Source organism: Roseibium algae (assembly GCF_037783265.1).
GTDB classification, from domain to species: domain Bacteria; phylum Pseudomonadota; class Alphaproteobacteria; order Rhizobiales; family Stappiaceae; genus Roseibium; species Roseibium algae.
The window spans coordinates 31,275-48,360 of the sequence record NZ_JBAKIA010000021.1; the positions used below are offsets into that span (position 1 = coordinate 31,275).

Genomic DNA, 17,086 nt, shown 5'->3' on the forward strand with positions numbered 1-17,086 from the left:
TTCAATGCCTTAAAACCCGGCACACGCAGCAGAATTTGCCTCAATTTTCTCATTATGTGAAAAATGGATTGATTTATCCTTTTAATTCATTTTTGATATAATTCATGGATCAGAAAGACTTCATCACCTTCCTCAAAGTGGCTGAAACCAGCTCGGTCACGCTGGCCGCTGATATTCTTGGACGATCGCAGCCGTCCGTGACGCGTTGCATTCAGGATCTGGAGAAAACTCTTGGCTTTGCACTATTCGAGCGGATCGGGCGGCGTATTTCGCTGACCACTGAGGGGATTGCATTCGAAGAAGAAGCGTGGCGCATGCTGGCCATGTTCGAGGATCTGCCAGCCCGCACCAGAGCTCGTGCCGGCCAGATGGAGATCCCGCTGTCCATCTCGGCCACCTCGGCGCTTGGCACCGGTCTTCTGCCGCATGCGATTGCTCGATGGCCCGAGGCAGAGCGCCCGAAAGACATACAGTTGATGCTAGCCGCACCGAATGCCGTCGCCCAGGATCTGCGCAGTGGCAATGCTCGGATCGGTTTCGCATCCCTGCCGCTCGATGTACCCGGGGTCACGGCCGAGCGTATATTCAGCGCGCCCCTTGTGGTCGCCATGCCCGAAAGCCGCGCAGCCGAATTCCCCCAAGACCTGCCGGTTTCCCTGACCGATGCCATCGGCGAAACCCTCGTCACGATGCTCGATCAGAAGCGGCTTCAGGGGCGTATCAAACAAGCCCTGGACACGACAGGCATACACCCGGAACGCGTCGTGATGGCCAACTCCTCCGTCGCGGCCCTGCAATTCGTCAGCCTGCTTGGCGCCACCGCGATCGTGGAGCCGGTCACGGCCTATGGCGCCACGCCGCCCGGGGTGATCCTGCGCCCGCTGGCAGAGAATATCGAGTTCTCCTTCGGTTTCTTCGTGGCGGGCAGCGCTGCGGAATCCCGTGAAACACAAGTCTTTTTCGACCTTTGTGAAGCCACCCTCGGCACGCTGATCCCGCAGGTCCGCCGCATTGACGTAAACCTCTCCTCCAAGACGAAGACTGACCATGACTGAGTTCACCGACGGGCTAAAGGCCCTTGAAAACCGTATTGCCAGAGACCTGTCTTTGCTGGAACTGCCGGCAAAATCCTGGGTGCCAAAACGCACGGTGGAGAAGCAGGCGGTCTTTGACGTTGTCTTTGTCGGTGCGGGAATGTGCGGTCTTGCCGGGGCTGCCAAGCTCAAACTCACCGGCGTCGACAATATCGCTCTGTTCGATGCTTCCCCCGCGGGTTTGGAAGGACCATGGGAAACCTTTGCGCGGATGCAGACGCTGCGCTCTCCGAAAACCCTGGCTGGGCCTTGCCTTGGCATTCCAGCCCTGACGTTCCGTGCCTATTACGAGGCGAAATTTGGCGAAGCAGCCTTCGAAGAGATGGACAAGATCCCGAAGGGGATCTGGATGGACTACCTGGGCTGGTACCGAAAGGTACTGGCTCTGCCGGTCACCAATGATACCCGGGTTACAAAGGTTGCCGAAGGTCCGGACGGCCTGATCGCGGTCACGTTGCAGCACCAGTCCCGCAGCTGGGTCGAATATTGCCGCCATCTGGTTCTCGCGACCGGTCGTTCCGGACTGGGCGGCGGTGCCACGCCGGGATTTCTGGAGAAGATCGACCGAAAGTTCTGGGCGCACAGCGCGGACGACATCGATTTCGCCGCCCTCAAGGGCAAACGGGTGGTTGTCATTGGCGCAGGCGCTTCTGCCATGGACAACGCCGCCACGGCCCTTGAGGCCGGCGCAGACACGCTCGACATGTTGATCCGCCGCAAAGACATGCCACGGATCAACAAGATGACGGGCATAGGAAGCCAGGGCGTAGTGCACGGCATGCGGTACTTGCCGGACCGCTGGAAGTATCGTTTCAACGACTACGTCAACAGTCAACAGGTACCTCCTCCCAGCAGTTCCACCCGGCGTGTCACGCAACACAAGAATGCCCGCATCTTCTTGGGCTGCCCTGTCGAGAGCGTTACGCAACAGGGTGATCGTGTGGTGCTGACAACTCCCGTGGCAAAATTCGACGCTGATTTCGTGATTGCTGCGACCGGGTTTCGCAACGACTTCGTCGGCCGCAACGAATTTTCCGATTTCGCTCACCACATCCGCACCTGGAAAGACGGCATATTCGAGCCCTCGATGGGCACTCCGCGCCCCTTCATGCTCGATGCGCCTTATCTCGGTGATGCTTTCCAGTTCCTGGAAAAGGAAGAAGGCAGTTGCCCCATGCTTGAGAAAATCCACTGCTTAAACGATGCCGCGATGCTCAGCCATGGCAAGCTGTCCGGTGATATTCCGGCAATTTCCGCGGGCGCGGATCGGTTGACGCGTGGCATCGTCGCAAAGCTGTTCGCCGAGGACGTCGAAACGCATTTCGCAGAGCTGCAAGCCTACGACGTCCCCGAACTGCGCGGTGATGAATGGGTCGATGCGACGCCGAGCCTGCTGGAGACAGCGAAATGAACCTCCTTCTCCTTGACGCCTCCGCCGGACCTCTTGCGACACATTGGGACAGGCCGCATGCGGCGCTGAAGCGGTCCTCTCAATGATCGGCTTTTTCCTCCGCCGTCTTGGCGAATCCATGCTTGCGATCTGGGGCGTTGTTACCATCATGTTCTTCGTCACAAGGGTGCTGGGTGATCCGGCAGCCCTGCTCCTGCCTATTGGTGCAAGTGCTGCCGACATCGAGGCCCTGCGCGATCAACTCGGCCTCAACCAGCCGCTGATGGTGCAATACTTCCACTTCCTGACCAGCGCCTTGCAGGGAGATTTCGGCACGTCCTTCCAACATGGCCGTGATGCCATGGACGTGGTGCTGGAACGTCTCCCCGCCACAGCCACATTGGCCTTGACCGCCATAGCCATTGGCCTGGTGATCGGCGCCGTGGCAGGGTCTGTCGCCGCTCTCAAACGTGGCAGCGCCGTCGAACTATTGGTCATGGCCGTTGCGCTTCTGGGTCAGGCGACGCCGGTGTTCTGGCTCGGGATCATGCTGATCCTGTTCTTCGCGGTAAATCTGGGCTGGCTGCCCACCGGCGGCTACGGCACGATCTGGCAGCTCATCTTGCCCGCCGTGACCCTGGCTGTCTTCGTATCGGCTTCAATAGCGCGCCTTTTGCGCTCTTCGATGCTCGATATCCTGCAAGAGGATTATATCCGGACGGCCAAAGCCAAGGGCCTGTTGCGTTCGACAGTCTTCTTTTGGCATGTGGCGCGCAACGCCTTGATCCCGGTGGTCACAATGACCGCGATCCTCACGGGCGAGCTCCTGGGCGGGTCCGTGGTAACGGAAACGGTCTTCGCCTGGCCGGGGATCGGACGTCTCATCATTCAGGCCATCGAGGCCAAGGATTTTCCGATCATCCAGGCGGGTATCACGCTGATCGCCGCGATTTTCGTGCTCATCAATTTCCTCGTCGATCTACTATACGGGGTCCTCGACCCCCGTATCCGCAAGGCGCGCTGAAGGGACGATCGAATGAAACACTTCATCACAGACCTTTATAAATCCAAGGCGGGCCTCGTCGGGGCGGTGCTGATCATGGTCATCGTTCTGGTGTCCCTGCTGGCGCCCGTTCTGGACCTACCTGACCCCACCCGCGGCGATCTGCGCGCACGGTTGGTGGGCCCGACTTGGACGAGCCTTTTTGCCCCCGGCGCGCATCCCCTTGGCACCGATGAGGTGGGTCGTGACATCCTGTCACGATTGATCAATGGTTCGCGTATCACACTGTTGGTCGCCACCACGGCGGTTCTGCTCGGCGGCATCGTCGGAACGGTTCTTGGCATATGGGCGGGCTACAAGGGCGGCCTGATTGATCGGGTGTTGATGCGGCTCGTCGACATCCAGTTGGCAATTCCACTGATGTTGCTGGCGCTTCTGGTGGTCGCCGCCCTCGGCCCCTCGTTGCGCAACGTGGTGCTGGTACTGGCACTGACCTCCTGGATCCGTTACGCGCGGATCATCCGCGCGCAGGTTCTGAGCCTGAGGGAGCGCGAATTCGTACAATCCGCGCATGCCATCGGGGCTTCAACCCTGCGCATCATGTTCCTGCACATCCTGCCGAATGTCCTGACCCCCGCCCTGGTGGTGGGAACGCTGGAGCTGGCACGGGTGATCATCATGGATTCCGCTCTGTCCTTCCTGGGCCTCGGCGTGCAGCCGCCCACCCCCTCTTGGGGACGGATGTTGGCCGATGGCCGCGTCTACATTTCCTCAGCGTGGTGGGCCGTGACTTTCCCCGGCCTCGCGATTGTTCTGACAGTACTGTCCGTAAACCTCTTTGGCGACTGGTTGCGCGACTACTTTGACCCAAAAACACGGAGCGCCAAATGAGCCAAGATCCACACATCCCTCGCCCCCGCATCGCACGCCTGAAATCCGCGATGGCTGACCAAGGCATCGACGTGTTGGTCTCGTTCAAGCCGGAACACACGTTCTACATGTCGGGTTTCAACCCGATCCTGTATTCGCACCCCGTTGTCATGATCTTGCCCGCGTCGGGCGAGCCGACCTTGTTGGTGCATGCCTTGCGCGATGCCCACGGCCGGGACGAAGGCTTTGTCAGCGACATTCGCGCTTATGGTGTCTGGTCAACCACCAAGACCATGGGTCCCAGGTGGCAAGACGCCCTGGCCCAGATCCTGTCAGAGAAAGGCCTGGAGCAGGGCCGGGTCGGGCTGGAAGCGGATGCCACTCCCATGGCGCGTTGGCAGGCCGTGGCCGAACTGATGCCCAGGGCCGAGCTGGTCGACAGTTCCAAATTGATCGATCGCTGTCGTATCATCAAGGATCCAGACGAGATCGCCCATGCGCGCGTCGCCGCAGATCTGGCGGATCGCGGCATGGACGCGGCCATCGCTGCTCTGGCGGGCGGCGGCACGGAGCGCGACGCGCACAATGCCTCGCTCATGGCGATGAACGGTCACTGGGCCAAGCATCTTCCTGACAGTGTCGAAGTCGCGGACTTCGGTGGTCTGGAGGGCGGCATCGTCAATGGTCTGGCCACCTGGGTCCTGTCCGGGCCGCGCATGTTCCGCAACTGCGACAACTCCATTGCGCGCAAACCCGAACCGGGCGAACTCTGTGCAATTTTCATCTGGGCCGTGGCCAATGGCATTCATGCCGAAAACGAGCGCACCGTGGCGATCGGAACGCCCCCGGAGCCCCACCGGCGCGCGCTTGAATCGATCCTCGCCATCCGCGATGAGATCACGCCGGTGATGAAGCCGGGCACCCCCCTTACGGATCTCTATCGCATCACCAAACGCGGCCTCACCGATGCGGGCTATGCGCGCAATATACCGGGACGGATCGGCCATACGATCGGCATCGGCGCGCATGAGCATTTCTCGCTGGATGGCGTAACCGATGTGATCCTGGAGCCAGGCATGATGTTCACGCTCGAACCCAACCTGCGCATTCCGGACCAGGGCGTCTCTACGCAGATCTCCGACACGATCCTGATCACCGAGACCGGACATGAATTCCTGACCAGGTCGCGTGGCGGCTATATCGAGGTGTGACATGACGGCCCTGTTGGACATACGCAATCTCACAGTCGAGTTCGACACCCCGGGCGGCATCGTCAAGGCTGTCAACGGATTGAGTTACTGCGTTGAGGAAGGGGAAACCCTCGGGATTGTGGGGGAATCCGGCTCGGGCAAATCGGTGCATATTCTGGCCCTGCTCGGTCTTCTGCCCACTCCGCCGGCAAGGATCGTTTCGGGCGAAGCTTGGTTCAACGGGCAAAATCTGATGACCCTATCCGACCGTGCCCTGAGGGAGATTCGCGGCGGGCAAATCGGGATGGTGTTTCAGGATCCGATGTCCTCGCTAAACCCGGTTCTGACCGTGGGACGCCAGTTGCGCGAGGTTCTGCAACGTCACACCGACCTCAGGGGTGCCGCACTGAAGGCGCGCATTGTGGAGTTGCTTGATATCGTCGGCATTCCGCACCCGGAGGCGCGCCTTTCCCAATACCCGCACGAGTTTTCCGGCGGCATGCGCCAACGGGTTCTGATCGCTATCGGCATGGCCTGCAATCCGCGCCTCCTTATCGCTGACGAGGCCACGACTGCCCTGGATGTGACCGTGCAGGCACAGATTTTGGACCTTGTGCGAAAGCTCAAGGAGGACTTCGGCACCACGGTGATCTGGGTCACCCATGACATGGGCGTCGTGGCCGAACTGGCTGACACCGTACAGGTGATGTACGGCGGACGGATCATGGAACGTGGCCCAGTGCGCTCGGTCTTTCACTCCCCGCGCTCGGCCTACACCTGGGGTCTGCTTAAATCCCTTCCCACCGAAGGCGCACGCACCCAGAAGCGGCTTTACCAGATCCCAGGAAGCCCGCCCAACATGGCCAACATGCCCGCCGGCGACCCCTTTGCACCGCGCAATCACTTTGCAACGGAGCGCTGCCACACCGAGGTGCCCCCCTTGCGCAATGTCGATGGATCACGAGACCACCAATTTGCCGCCTGGTACGACCTGCCCGCGCTTCTGGCGCGAGAGGCCGCGGATGCGGAGGCAAGATCATGATCCCGGCCCCCCTTCTGGACGTTCAAAATCTGATGCGCAGCTTTGGTGGCGGCAAAAGCCTTCTGGGACGTCCCAGGCCGGTGATCAACGCGATCAACGATGTGTCCTTTCAGGTCGCCGCCGGCGAGACGCTTGGACTTGTCGGCGAAAGCGGCTCGGGCAAATCGACCGTCGGACGGGCAGTGTTGCAACTGGACCCCGCGGATTCTGGCTCTGTCCGCTTTGCCGGCACAGAACTGACCATCCTGGGACCGCAGCTGATGAAGCCTTATCGGCGCCAGATGCAAATGATTTTTCAGGACCCCTATTCGGCGCTCAATCCGAGGATGAAGGTTGGGCGGTTCGTGGCCGAGCCTATGGTGGTGCATGGGGTGGCGCACGGATCGGACCTGACGGATCGCGTGGCGGACCTGTTCAAACTTGTGGGGCTCGATCCTTCGTTCATGTCCCGATACCCGCATGAGTTTTCTGGAGGACAGCGGCAACGGATCAACATCGCGCGCGCCATCGCGCTGGAGCCTGCCTTCATCGTCGCGGACGAGCCGATTACAGCGCTCGATGTCTCGATCCAGGCGCAGATCATCAACCTGTTTCAGGACCTGCAAGATCAGATGGGCCTGGCCTATCTCTTCATCGCGCACGATCTCAGCATGGTTCGCTACCTGTGCCAGCGGGTTGCCGTGATGTTGCGGGGACGCATTGTCGAAATCGCACCCACGGAGAATATCTTTGCCGACCCGCAGCATCCCTATACGCGTTCGCTTCTGGCCGCGATCCCAGTGCCTGATCCAGATCGAAAACGACCGGATCGCCCCCTCTTCGACGTGTCGGAAAACATACCGTCACGCGAAGCCGAAATGATCGAGGTATCGCCTGGCCATTTCGTGCTCGAGCATAAAAATAAAAAGAGCTGAATGGCTCACTTCCAATCCATCCACCAACGGGGAACACAATGAATTATCTTACTAGACTTGTCGTGTCTTCAGCCCTTGCAACCTCTTTCGCAGGCTCTGCTTTGGCAATGGACATCACGATTGCCCAGACGTCCGCCGTGAACACGCTGGATCCGCATGCATCGGCGTCCGTAAACCTCGATCTGTCCGTGCTCAGCCACATCTACCCGACCTTGATCCTGCGCGCGCCCAATCAGGAGCTCACCCCGTCGCTTGCGACATCCTGGGAGGCCGTCGACGACCTCACATGGAAGTTTACACTGACCGAAGGCGCCGCTTTCACCAACGGCGAACCACTGGATGCGGAAACCGTTGCGTGGAATATCGCCAGGGTGACAAACCCCGAACAGAAAATGCGCATCTCCTCCTGGTTTGCTCAGATCGAGGGCGTCAACATCCTGTCACCCACGGAATTCGAAATAAAGACCAAGGCCCCCTTCCCGGCCTTGCCGGCGCAGCTATCCATGTTCATGCTCCTGCCGTCCAAATGGGCTTCAGAGAACGATCCCGTGACATCTACACTGTCTGGTTTCAAATACAGACTGACAGAAAACGTCCCCGGCGATCATATCACCCTGGAGCCGAACCAGGACTACTGGGGCGAGACCACCGCGCAGTTTGACAGCGTCACCTTCCGGGTCATCCCCGAAACCGCAAGTCGTATCGCGGCGCTCATGGCAGGCGAGGTTGATCTGATCAGCAGCGTGCCTGCCTCGGAAATCGCGAGAATCAACGAAAGCGGCTCTGCGAAAGCCGGCGCCGTGGACAGCACCAGGTCGATCTTTATCAAGTACAACACCGAGAAAGCGCCCCTGGACAACAAGAAGTTCCGCCAGGCGCTCAACTACGCCGTGGACAAGGAGCTGATTGCGGACGCCCTGTTTGGTGGCCTGGCCAACCCCTCGAAATGTCAGGTTCTGTCGCCAAATTATTTTGGTTACAACGAAGATCTCGCCGCATACCCATACGACCCCGAGATGGCGAAAAAGCTGCTTGCGGAATCCGGTGTCGATCTGAGCCAGACATTCGAATTCGAACTGCCTTCCAATCGCTACCTGCAAGGCGAAGAAGTTGTCCAGGCGGTCGCGCAAATGCTTGGCGATGTGGGCGTGAAAACCAACATTATCACGATGGAATTCGGTGCTTACCTCGACAAGTACCGCAAGGCCGGCGATCTGGGCCAATTGTCCCTGCTCGGCCAAGCATGGCCAACGATCGACGCGGACGGACTGCTCACACTGTTCAAACCGGGCAACCAATATTCCTACTGGAACGACACCGGCTTTGATGAGCAATTGGTGATTGGCGCGACCACGACAGATATCGCAATTCGCGAAGCCGCATACAAAAAAGCCACCGAAATCATGTGTGACGAGGCTCCCGTGCTCTTCCTCTATGCGCAACCCGCCACGTACGGTGTATCCGCCAAGGTTGACTACACGCCACGCGGCGATGACTGGATGCGCGCCTTCGACATGACGCCCGCACAGTGATACACACGAACAGTTTATAAATATCAGAAACAACTAACAGGCGGGCTTTTGCACGCCTGTTTTATCCTGAGGGGCCGCATGGAGCTTTTCGCAAGCCATTTCGGCACCTATGAAATCCCACGGAGGCGTAAGGGGCCTGTCGCAAAGATTTGTAAGCACTGTCCCGTCCCCACTTTGACCACTATGCATTACCTGCAAGGATGTTATGGTAAGGTAGGATTGAACCCAATCGAACTGCCTAGTCCTTAATGGCCTTTATCTCTTGCTAGGCCGAGTGGATGGATTTGATCAAGATGAATGCAGCGGCGATAGCGACGATGGACCGGAAGTTTCTAGCGGTCTTCTCGCAGGGCAGGGCGACACGTTTGAAGCGTTTGAGCTTCCCCATCATTTGTTCGATGCGTGCGCGACCCCGGTAGAGCGCTTTGGCGAAGTGCCTGGGAATGTCGCGCCGGTTTGATTTATAAGGGATAACCGGCACAGCCTCGGCTTTTCGAGCATTCTCGCGGTTGGCGTTGCCGTAATAGCCTCTCAATCAACGTCGTTCCGATGGACCAATCAGATGGGCCGATTAAATTCATGTTCAGCGCCAGCGGTGTTTCCCAGGCATATGCAGCTCTATACTGCCGCGGCAAGGCTAGCCTTTAGATAGACTTCCCGCAGTCTTAAGGCGACCTCACCAGGCGTTCCCTTGCCGATGACATCGCTGTCGATTTCAACAACCGGATTAACGAGACCAGTTGCGGAGGTCGAAAATGCTTCTTTTGCCGCCTTGACCTCGTCCACTGTGAAACTGCGCTCCTCCACTTTCAACTGCAGTTCTCGAGCGCATTGCAAGACCGCTTGTCGGGTAATGCCGTGCAGGATGTCGTTGGACAACGCCCGGGTTACGATGGTGTTGTCTTCCGTTAAGATATAGGCATTGTTGGATGAGCCTTCCGTTACCTCGCCATCAAGCACCATCCAGACGTCATCAGCGCCTTTTCGATGGGCCTCGGTTTTCACAAGCGAGGAATAAAGAAGCTGGACCGTTTTGATGTCGCAACGTCGCCACCTTTGATCCTCAACGGTCAGGATTTTCTGACCCCGCTGCGCCAGTGCGTTGTCTACCAGTTTCTTTTCCTGGGTGAACAGGACAACGCCCGGTGTTTCGGCATCTTCTGAGATGACGAAGTCCCGATCGGCCGGACCACGAGACACCTGCAGGTAAACAAGGCCTTCCGTGATGTTGTTTTTTGACACCAGTTTCCGATGTATATCGAGGAGGTTAGCCTCTGACAAAGACAGCGAAATCTGCAGTTCGGACAGAGATTTGCGCAGGCGCGCCATATGGCCGTAAAAATCGACAAGCTTTCCTTCCAGAACCGTCGTCACTTCGTAAACCGCGTCCGCGAACAGAAAACCGCGGTCAAAAATCGAGATCGTCGCTTCGTTTTCCGGACGAAAATCTCCGTTCACATAAACTGTGCGCATGGTTTAACCTCAGAGGTTTTGTGTTGGCGGTTCAATAAGAGAACCATTGAATGTTGGGGCGTTCGGTCGATCGCTTGCGAGCAGAAGCGGTCCATCCAGATCGACGAATTTGGAATCTTGTGCCATTAGAAGCGCAGGAGCCATGGCGAGCGATGTCCCCAGCATGCAGCCGACCATGATCCCGAAACCGGCTGCGGGAAATTCTTCTGCCCGGACTTTCAGGGAAAACATCGTCATATGTCCGCCAACGCGTCTACAAGTCGTTCCGCACCGTGTCTGAACGGATCGAGTGTCGGCAGACCAAGCCGGTCTTCCGTTTGCTGGCAGATGGCCGCCGCCCTATCGGGCGATAGTGCAGATGTGTTCAACGAGATGCCCACGACCTTGCAGGCAGGGTTGGCGATTTGCGCAAGCTGCAGGGCGCTGTCTCGCACCGCTTCCAGACTTGGTAAACTATAGTCTGGCAGACCGCGCATATGCGGACGCCCCGGTTCGTCGCACAAGATCAATGCGTCGGGTTGCCCACCATGGATGAGCGCCAAGGTGACGCCGGAATAGGAAATGTGGAAGAGGCTTCCCTGGCCTTCGATGATGTCCCAATGATTTTCGGCATTATCCGGTGTGATGTCTTCGATTGCGCCAGCCATGAAATCGGCCACGACCGCGTCGAGCGGTACACCGTTTCCCGTGATCAGAATACCTGTTTGTCCCGTGGCGCGGAAAGTTGCCTTCATGCCTTTGACGCGCATGGCCTTTTCAAGGCAAAGGGAGGTATACATCTTGCCGACCGAGCAATCGGTCCCAAGAGCCAGAACCCGCTTCCCTGACCTCTTTTTTCCGTTTGCAATTCCTGAGGTTTGCGAAGGAACGCGGACATCATGAAGCCGGCGGCCATATTTTTCTGCCTGCCTGACAAGGTCGGTATTGTCCCGCAAAAGGTTGTGTAAGCCCGAGGCCAGATCCAGGCCCGCTTCGAGCGCAGACATCAAGGTCGGCATCCAGTCCGGGGAGATGGAACCACCCCGATTGGCGACACCGATCACCAGGGTCTTGGCCCCCTTGGCAATAGCTTCCTCAAGGCTCTGATCAGGCAGATGAAGATTGGCCTTGCAGCCGTCAAGTCTCAGTTGACCAGCGCAATGCTCTGGACGCCAATCCTTGATACCTTGCGCAACTTTTGCGGCAAGTGGGTCAGGCGCGTCTCCAAGGAAGAGCAGATAAGGTGTTTGAAACATCGTGGATTTCGCTAAAGAATTTGGCCCAGGAAAGCTTTTGTCCGGTCGTCCTGTGCATTATCGAAGAAGGTAGCCGGTGGACCGTGCTCAACAATCACGCCGTTGTCGGTGAAGTAGATGTGGTCTGCGACTTCGCGGGCAAAACCCATCTCATGCGTCACTAGGATGCAAGTCATGCCATCGGCTGCGAGGTCCTTAATGGTGACAAGAACCTCATTGACGGTTTCAGGATCCAGTGCTGCAGTGACTTCATCGAACAGCATCACATCCGGCTGCATGGCGAGCGAGCGCGCGATGGCGACACGCTGCTGCTGACCGCCTGACAATTCGCCCGGATAGGAATTTTCCTTTCCTTGCATGCGAACCTTCTTCAGCAACGCAAGCGCCCGTTTTTCGACTTCGGCCTTTGGTTGTTTCAGCACCTTGACCGGTGCCATCATGATGTTTTGTAGCGCGGTCTTATGCGGGAAGAGATTGTACTGCTGGAACACCATCCCGACTTTCTTGCGCAGTTCGAGCTTGTCGAGAGCGTCATCATGAACTTCCTGGCCCTCGACCTGGATGGAACCGCCCTGGATGTCGGCAAGCGCGTTGATGCACCGGATCAATGTCGACTTTCCCGAGCCGGACGGTCCGATGATGCAGATCACTTCACCTTTTTGAACATCGAATGAAACACCCTTGAGAACCTCAAGGTCACCGTAGGACTTGCGAACGTTTTTTATGGAAACAATCGGCTGACCTTCATCCCATTGTGTATTGGTCATTTCTGTCCCCCATTAGAGTTTTACAGCGAAGCGCTTTTCAAGCAGCAGCGTCAGGCGTGCGATCGGATAGCAATAGGCAAAGAAAATCACCAAGGCGAAGCCGTAGAATGGAACCAGGAGCGATGGGTTGTTGCCCTCTGCCTCCATGGCCTGGCGCGACAGGGTCACGAGTTCGGAAACGCCCAGCAAGGACACAAGCGGTGTTGCCATCGTCATGATCGCATACCAGTTCATCCAAGGCGGGATCATCCGCTTGATGCATTGGGGCAAAATGATTTGCCACATCATTTGCGAGCGGCTGAACGCCAGAGATTCTGCGGCTTCCCACTGTCCAGTCGGGACCGAGCGGATCGCTCCGCGCACGATCTCCGCGATGTTGGCCATCACTGGCAAAGCCAGACCGATCACGGCCTTGAACCAGCCGGGCACGGTGATGTGCGTGTCCCCGAGCGAGATCTCGAAGGGAAACGACAACATGACAATGAACAACAGAACGAGCCACGGCGAGTTGCGGAACACCTGCACGATGATCCAGGACATGAACCGCACAGGATAAATTTGCGATACTTGGCCGAGTCCCAGAAATACGCCGGCTACAGTGCCTATCAGCATGGTGAAGAAGCTGATGACAATGTTCAAAACGAACCCCTTGAACACCAGAAGTGGCATCCACTTCAAAAGAATGCCCCAGACCTTTTCCAGCGAGTAGGCCGTTTGGGCTGAAGCCAAACCTGGCCAGAGCAGGATGACTGCCGAAAAGGTAAAAATGACCCATAAAGGCATTTGGGCAATCCAGCGGGACAGACTGAGGTCATCCATCGGTCGCGTCTTGACCGCCTTCAGGACCGGAAGGTCGGTATTTTGCGGGATAAGGGATCCATGTTTTTGAAGGACGCTCATTTTGTGCCTCCAAATCCGGGAATAGAAAGAGCCCGTTCCCAGCGATGCATGCCAAAAATCAGGACACCAACAAGACCTATGTAGGTGAAGAAGAGCACGGTCATCGCGGCGTTTTGGGCTGAATTGTAGTCGTTCCAGATAGAAACCATTTCATATAGAAGTTCAGGAACCGCAATTGCGATGGCCTGGGTTGTGGTCTTCACCAGGTTGACGAGGTTGTTGTTCAAGGACGGAAGACTGATACGCAGGGCAAGCGGAAAGACGACTTCTCTATAGGTCTGCAGACGGGTCATGCCGAGGGATTCGGCCGCTTCTTTTGTCGTATCGGGAACGGCTTCAATACCGGCCCTGAAAATCTCGACGTTAAAGGCGCCGGCGAAGAACGAGAGCGACACGATCGCCCATCCGACATTCGAAATGATGGGCTGTTCCGTCCAGCCATCAGCACCGGTCACAGTTGGCGTGAACTGGCCAAGTGCGAAGTAAAAGAACAAAAGCTGGATCATTGGCGGCGTGTTGCGGAAAAACTGGATATAGCCTGCAACAAGCCAGCGTATTGCCGCAGACGGCGACCCCTGTGCCAAAGCTCCTATAGTGCCGATCACCACACTGAATATCACACAAACGATTGATAGCTGTACGGTCACCAGCAAACCGCCCAGGACCCTTTCCCACTGAACCGGGTCATAAAAGAAGATGAAATTCCACTTGGGATAGGTCTCCGCCAGTTGGCGGAAAAACTCGGGAATCGTCTCGAGCATTTTCGTCTCCATCTACGTTGAAAAACACGCGCTGACCCGACCCGATGAGCAGATCAGCGCGAGATGGTACGAAATCAGTCTTCCAACCAGTCTTTGAACCGGTCTTTTTGTTTCACGAGAAAAGCGCTCTCCTGAATGCCCCACTTCTTCTCAAGCTCGAGAAGGTGACCAGTCCGAAGCCATTCATACTGCATGCCGGCCATAAAGCGGCCAAAGATACAATCGCGTTCGCCGATCGGAACCGCGAGAGCCCACGGATTGTCATCCTCGGTCTGCAGCGGCATTTCAAAATCTTCATATTCACCCGAAGCAAGATCTGCCGCGATTGATGAATCGTCAAACACCCAGGCGACGCAGCGCTTGTCCCTCAATGCCTGTTTTGCTTCTGCATTTCCGGTAAATGCAACGACAGTCGCACCGTATTTTTCTTCAATAATTTTGTTGTAGAAAGTGCCTTGCTTGCCGCAAACCGCCTTGCCCTCAAGTTCAGACCAATCCTTAAACCCGAGCGCTTTGGGCGCAAGTATGTTCGTACCGGATGTGTAGTAATTGGGCAGAACAGCACCCACAATCTTACGCCGGTCATCGCGATCCGACATGGTGGCTATCATGAGGTCGATATAGCCCTGTTCCAGAAGCTGCATTCGGTTTGAGGATTGAACACCTACCAATTGTAGCTCAACGCCGAGCATATCAGCGACTTCCTGCGCCATGTCGGCTTCCATACCGACAAGATTGCCATCGGTGTCAATGAAACCCCAAGGCTTTGTGTCTTCCTTTATACCCACGACCAATTTGCCGCGGTCCTGAATTTTGTTCCAGCTGTCATTCGTGCAAGATGCAGCATAGGACGAAGCTAGTGCAGATAGAGTTGTCGCAGTCGCGACGGCAGTCGTTGTGAATAGTTTTAACAGCGGTTTCATGTCAGTGTCCCTCTGATATCGGAAGCTAGTTACTTTTAACAATCTTTGTTGTTTTCACCTGCATTGATGCACACAAGCAAAATTGAGTGAAATGCTGTTTCGTGATAAGGTATGCAAAATTTGCATAAGGTTACTTTACGGTTATTGAGGTCGCAAAAAGTTGGAGTTTTTCGATGGAATTGGGTTGGCTGGAGGACTTTGTGGAGTTGGCAGCAGTCAGGAATTTTTCGACTGCTGCAGCCGCAAGGAGCATTACGCAACCAGCTTTCAGCCGCCGCATCCAGGCCCTGGAAAACTGGGTTGGCGCCGAACTGGTCGATCGCAGTAGCTTCCCGGTCTCATTGACCAAACCCGGCGAAGTGTTTCTTGAAGCGTCCCGGGGCTTGATAAAAGAAATCTATCGCCTTCGCGATGAATGCCGACAACAGGCAGACACAGGAATTGAGGTATTGAGTTTCAGTGCCCTACATACAATCGCATTGAGCATATTTCCCGATTTGCTGCGCGACGTTGAACAGGAAGCAGGCTCATTTGTCTCGAGAATGAACGCCACCGACTATTATGACTGTGTTGAAGCCCTGGCCCTTGGACGTTGTGATGTGGCCTTGTGTTATTCGCACAAATACGGGCCACCCGTGCTGCAGACCGGCCAGTTTATCTCCAAGAAAATCGCAACCGATCCGTTTCTTCTGGTGTGTGCCTGCGACAGCGATCGCTCACCGCTGTTTGCTCTTCCGGAACGCGGAAAAAGTGAGCCGTTTCCGCTTGTGGCCTATTCGCTGGGCTGTTTTCTTGGCAAGGTTCAATCTGACCTTTTGCGTCAATTGCGGTCAGCCGGAATGGATTTCAACACCGTCTTTGAAAACTCAATGTCAGAGGCCGTAAAACGGATGGTTCTCTCCGGCAAGGGCATTGGGTGGTTGCCGAGAAGCGCTGCGCAACTCGAACTTCAACAAGGGCTCCTGACCTGTCTGGAAATCGACCAGGCGCCGGTCGATCTCAATGTTTTGGCATTTAGAAAGACGGCTACAGGGTCGGCTGTTATGGAGCGGTTCTGGTCCCACTTGCCCGAATTCGGTTCGGACGTGTCGCAAAGTTTTTTAACTTAGAAATTCATTCCATTCAGCAGACTCGAATGCGTCAATTTAAGTGTCACAAGTTCAAGAACGTCTCCCAAATGGCCCCCTCAGCATTGATCTACCTGCCGATACTCATCATCCTGCGACCAAGCCATGGAGAGATTTGTTGAGGTGGAGTTTTCCGTCTGCTGCCCTGTCGATCATGGCGCGGAAGTATCCGCCCGGTGATGAGATTTGTTCAGGATCTCGCAGGGCTTTTTCGGTAACGACGGCAATGCAGGCGGCGGCCAGATATCTGCCCTGTCGCTTGATTGCCTCGTTGAAAGCTGGCTGGCTGAGGCCGATCAGCACCCGCAACTGATCAGCGGCTTCGCACAAGGCTGGCCATGTGCTGATCTCAAGCCCGGTTTCCTCTTGGAGTGTCGAACAGGCGGACTGGATCAGCCCGATTGAGACGCCATCGAGCTTGGTTTCCAGCCGTTTTGGCTGACCTCCCCTGCCCTCGTGCAATTTGGCTTCTTGTGGCTTGGCCTCTTGCGGTTTTGGCTGTTGTGATTGCCTGCGCCCGCCGCAAGGCTCCCTTTCAAGAGCCATTTCATCGGCGTAGCCGGTGTCAGAGGGAAATTCAGTGTCTTGCTCGTCAGAGCAAGTCCATTCCTCATTACGATTAGAGGAGTCGGGATGGGTTGTAATAGATAAGCGGGTGTCACCAATGTCACCCGCGCATGACATTTGAGGGCTTTGAATGTTGTTCTGGTGATCCTGTTCAAACTGGCTTGCAGCCTCATGATCCTCCCCCTTTGAAGTGGTCCTCCGCTATGTTTAGGAAAACGGAGGAAACACATGACCAACAAGCGACCAAAGCCGGAGGAGATTGTTACGAAGTTACGGCAGGTTGAGGTTCTGACGGGGC

18 protein-coding genes are annotated in these 17,086 nt (G+C 56.5%); 9 read left to right on the forward strand and 9 right to left on the reverse strand.

What is annotated here, in order from left to right:
• Positions 1-104 precede the first annotated feature (104 nt).
• The 8 genes from V6575_RS20965 (at position 105) to V6575_RS21000 (ending at position 9,035) form a co-directional block, all read left to right on the forward strand.
• Positions 105-1,055: a LysR family transcriptional regulator gene (locus V6575_RS20965; RefSeq protein ID WP_340277181.1), complete on the forward strand. Its 951-nt coding sequence runs from the start codon at positions 105-107 to the stop codon at positions 1,053-1,055.
• On the forward strand, positions 1,048-2,505 hold the full coding sequence (locus V6575_RS20970) for an NAD(P)-binding domain-containing protein (protein ID WP_340277183.1): 1,458 nt from the start codon (positions 1,048-1,050) through the stop codon (positions 2,503-2,505). The genes V6575_RS20965 and V6575_RS20970 overlap by 8 nt, the downstream gene beginning before the upstream one ends.
• Before the next feature lie 82 nt (positions 2,506-2,587).
• Complete coding sequence (locus V6575_RS20975) at positions 2,588-3,508, forward strand: ABC transporter permease (protein ID WP_340277185.1); 921 nt, start codon at positions 2,588-2,590, stop codon at positions 3,506-3,508.
• Between the two features lie 12 nt (positions 3,509-3,520).
• Positions 3,521-4,378 (forward strand): ABC transporter permease, encoded by an 858-nt coding sequence (locus V6575_RS20980; RefSeq protein ID WP_340277187.1) that lies wholly within the window; start codon positions 3,521-3,523, stop codon positions 4,376-4,378.
• The gene (locus tag V6575_RS20985; RefSeq protein WP_340277188.1) at positions 4,375-5,568 is read left to right on the forward strand and encodes a M24 family metallopeptidase; all 1,194 of its coding nucleotides are present in this window, start codon (positions 4,375-4,377) and stop codon (positions 5,566-5,568) included. The genes V6575_RS20980 and V6575_RS20985 overlap by 4 nt, the downstream gene beginning before the upstream one ends.
• A gap of 1 nt (position 5,569) precedes the next feature.
• On the forward strand, positions 5,570-6,589 hold the full coding sequence (locus V6575_RS20990; RefSeq protein ID WP_340277211.1) for an ABC transporter ATP-binding protein: 1,020 nt from the start codon (positions 5,570-5,572) through the stop codon (positions 6,587-6,589).
• A complete protein-coding gene (locus tag V6575_RS20995; protein WP_340277189.1) occupies positions 6,586-7,503 on the forward strand; it encodes an ABC transporter ATP-binding protein in 918 nt (305 codons plus the stop codon). The genes V6575_RS20990 and V6575_RS20995 overlap by 4 nt, the downstream gene beginning before the upstream one ends.
• Before the next feature lie 107 nt (positions 7,504-7,610).
• Positions 7,611-9,035 (forward strand): ABC transporter substrate-binding protein, encoded by a 1,425-nt coding sequence (locus V6575_RS21000; RefSeq protein ID WP_340277191.1) that lies wholly within the window; start codon positions 7,611-7,613, stop codon positions 9,033-9,035.
• A gap of 265 nt (positions 9,036-9,300) precedes the next feature.
• Here V6575_RS21000 and V6575_RS21005 read toward each other — a convergent pair whose 3' ends face one another.
• The 8 genes from V6575_RS21005 to V6575_RS21040 all read right to left on the reverse strand — a co-directional run bounded on the left by V6575_RS21005 (position 9,301) and on the right by V6575_RS21040 (position 15,094).
• Complete coding sequence (locus tag V6575_RS21005) at positions 9,301-9,570, reverse strand: transposase (protein ID WP_340277193.1); 270 nt, start codon at positions 9,568-9,570, stop codon at positions 9,301-9,303.
• Positions 9,571-9,653: 83 nt separating this feature from the next.
• Complete coding sequence (locus tag V6575_RS21010; protein WP_340277196.1) at positions 9,654-10,508, reverse strand: D-amino-acid transaminase; 855 nt, start codon at positions 10,506-10,508, stop codon at positions 9,654-9,656.
• Between the two features lie 9 nt (positions 10,509-10,517).
• Complete coding sequence (locus tag V6575_RS21015; RefSeq protein WP_422785615.1) at positions 10,518-10,745, reverse strand: hypothetical protein; 228 nt, start codon at positions 10,743-10,745, stop codon at positions 10,518-10,520.
• Positions 10,742-11,743, reverse strand: a complete 1,002-nt coding sequence (gene dgcN / locus V6575_RS21020) for an N-acetyltransferase DgcN (RefSeq protein ID WP_340277198.1) — start codon at positions 11,741-11,743, stop codon at positions 10,742-10,744. Before dgcN ends, V6575_RS21015 begins: the two co-directional genes overlap by 4 nt.
• A gap of 11 nt (positions 11,744-11,754) precedes the next feature.
• The gene (locus V6575_RS21025; protein WP_340277200.1) at positions 11,755-12,510 is read right to left on the reverse strand and encodes an amino acid ABC transporter ATP-binding protein; all 756 of its coding nucleotides are present in this window, start codon (positions 12,508-12,510) and stop codon (positions 11,755-11,757) included.
• Positions 12,511-12,522: 12 nt separating this feature from the next.
• Positions 12,523-13,410, reverse strand: a complete 888-nt coding sequence (locus tag V6575_RS21030) for an amino acid ABC transporter permease (RefSeq protein WP_340277202.1) — start codon at positions 13,408-13,410, stop codon at positions 12,523-12,525.
• Positions 13,407-14,171, reverse strand: a complete 765-nt coding sequence (locus V6575_RS21035; protein WP_340277204.1) for an amino acid ABC transporter permease — start codon at positions 14,169-14,171, stop codon at positions 13,407-13,409. The genes V6575_RS21030 and V6575_RS21035 overlap by 4 nt, the downstream gene beginning before the upstream one ends.
• Before the next feature lie 74 nt (positions 14,172-14,245).
• Entirely contained in the window at positions 14,246-15,094 is an 849-nt protein-coding gene (locus V6575_RS21040; protein WP_340277205.1) for a transporter substrate-binding domain-containing protein, read from the reverse strand.
• Between the two features lie 173 nt (positions 15,095-15,267).
• Between V6575_RS21040 and V6575_RS21045 the strand changes: the two genes are divergently transcribed.
• The gene (locus V6575_RS21045) at positions 15,268-16,203 is read left to right on the forward strand and encodes a LysR substrate-binding domain-containing protein (protein ID WP_340277207.1); all 936 of its coding nucleotides are present in this window, start codon (positions 15,268-15,270) and stop codon (positions 16,201-16,203) included.
• A gap of 105 nt (positions 16,204-16,308) precedes the next feature.
• Here the strand turns inward: V6575_RS21045 and repC are convergent, their stop codons facing one another.
• A complete protein-coding gene (gene repC, locus V6575_RS21050) occupies positions 16,309-16,683 on the reverse strand; it encodes a replication initiation protein RepC (RefSeq protein ID WP_340277209.1) in 375 nt (124 codons plus the stop codon).
• Positions 16,684-17,086 lie beyond the last annotated feature (403 nt).